The following is a 2,180-nucleotide window of genomic DNA, read 5'->3' as shown; positions in this document are numbered from 1 at the left end:
CCCGGACGGAGCGGGAGGCGCAGCGCGCGTACCAGCAGTCGCGGGAGGCAGAGGTGGCCCGGCGGACGGCCGAACTGGACGCCCGGGTCGAGGAGTTGCGCGGGCTGCTGGCGGCCGGGCTGGCCGCGCCGGGGTTCGGGCCGCAGGCGCTGCTGGCGCCGCGCCCGGTGCCGCCGTTCGAGCCTGGGCCGCTGGGCGAGCCGGTGCCGATGCCCGACCAGACCTCGGCCGCCTACCACGTGCCGCCGCCGGACGCCGCGCAGGCCCGCAACGCCGGGGTGCGGCGGCAGTACGAGCAGTACCTCGCCCAGGCCCGGGCCCGGTTCGAGCAGGACTGGTACGCCGCGCAGGCGCGGGAGGCGGACCGGCAGCGCCGGCTGGCCGCGTACCACCAGGAGTACCTGGCCTGGGTGGAGCGCTTCCGCCGCGAGGAGGAGGAGCGCGGGGCCCGTACCGAGGAGCTGCTGCGGCGGCTGCGGGCGGGTGAGCCGGAGGCGGTGCAGGAGTACTTCACGGCCGGGCTGTACGCCTCGGCGGCCTGGCCGGAGGGCTTCCCGCACCGGGTGGCGGCGGCCTGGGAGGCGTCCAGCCGTCAGCTGGTGGTGAACTGGGAGCTGCCCGGCCCGGACGTGGTGCCGGCCGCCGCCCGGGTGCGGTACGTGAAGACGGACGACCGCGAGGCCGAGGTGGCCCGCCCGGCGACGGAGCGCAAGGCGCTGTACCGGGAGGTGCTGGCGCAGTCGGCGCTGCGGGTGGTGGCGGAGCTGTTCCGTGCTGACCGGGGCGGGCTGCTGGACTCGGTGGTGCTGAACGGTTTCGTCCTCGGCATCGACCCGGCGACCGGCCGGGAGGCGGAGCGCTTCCTGTCCACGGTGACCGTGTCGCGGGCCGACTTCGCCGAGCTGGCACTGGACCGGGTGGCGCCGGTGGAGTGCTTCCAGGGGTTGAGCGGCAGGCTGTCGTCACGGCCCGAGCGGCTGGACGAGGTCAAGCCGGACCGACTGCCGGAGACGGTCGGCGGAGGCCTGGCCGGGCACTTCGGCGAGGACGACCCGGACCTCTTCGAGATGGACCCGATCGAGTTCGAGGAGCTGATCGCCGAGCTGTTCCGGCTGCGCGGCTTCCGGGTGATGACCACGGCCCGCAGCGGCGACGTCGGCGTGGACGTGATCGCCGAGGACCTGGACCCGGTGACGGGCGGGAAGATCGTCATCCAGGCCAAGCGGTACAAGAGGACCGTCCCGCCCACGGCGGTGCGCGACCTGGAGTCCACCGTCCGCCACCACGGCGCGATCAAGGGCATCCTGGTCACCACGGCCGGCTTCGGCCGCGGCTCGTACAGCTACATCGAGGGCAAGCCGCTGACCCTGGTGAGCGGCCCGGAGCTGGTCGAGCTGCTCGCCGAGCAGGGGCTGCGGGGCCGCCTGGGCGGCGGGACGGCGGAGGCCGCCGCGCAGCCGGCGGCGGCGGAGCCGGAGTCCGCCCCGCAGAGCACCCTGACGGTCAGCTGGCAGAGCCGGACGGCCGGCGGGGACGCGGTGGAGCTGGACGTCACCGCCTTCCTCTGCGCGCGCGGCCGGGTGCTGAGCGACGAGCACTTCGTGTTCTTCAACAACCCGCAGGATCCGGACGGCGCGGTCCGCCTGCACCCGACCCGCTCGGTGCCGGGCGAGCCGACCCGGGCGGCCCACCTGTCCCTGGACCTGCACCGGCTGCCGGCCGCCGTGGAGGAGGTGGTGGTCGCGGTCTCCACCGAGGAGGAGGAACCCCCGGCGCTGCCGCTCGGTTACGTGTACGGGCTGGCCGTCGCCGCCTCGTACGGGCCGGGCGCGGCCGGACCGGCGAAGTGGCCGGGCGCCAACGGCGGCGTCCCGGACTCCGCGATGCTCCTCGGGTCCTTCCAACGGGCCGACGGGGGCTGGCAGTTCGCGCCCTCGGGCCGCGCGGTGACGAACGGTCTGGCCGGGCTGGCGACCGCCTTCGGCGTCGCGGTCGAGTAGCACACCGGGGACTTTGGTCCTCAGGGCCACGTCATACCTGAGGAGGAGATCACCCCCCGCCGTACCGCCGGGTCGGCGGGGGCCGCCCGTCCCCTCGGCATACGCATCGAGCTCGAACAAATTGAGAGGATTAAAGGGTAGGTAAATCCGATTTCGTCCCAGGAGTTCACGTGACGTTCC

Annotated in this window: 1 protein-coding gene; it reads left to right on the top strand. The window is 74.6% G+C overall.

Annotated features, from left to right (window positions below; translation table 11 throughout):
• On the top strand, positions 1 to 2,000 hold a 2,000-nt coding region (locus tag J0670_RS36415; RefSeq protein WP_207817030.1), incomplete at its 5' end, for a restriction endonuclease.
• Positions 2,001 to 2,180: the final 180 nt, after the last annotated feature.

Source organism: Streptomyces sp. FH025, from assembly GCF_017427025.1.
Taxonomy (GTDB): domain Bacteria; phylum Actinomycetota; class Actinomycetes; order Streptomycetales; family Streptomycetaceae; genus Kitasatospora.
Note: the sequence above shows the minus strand (reverse complement) of the source record. Positions and strands in the feature narration are given on the sequence as shown.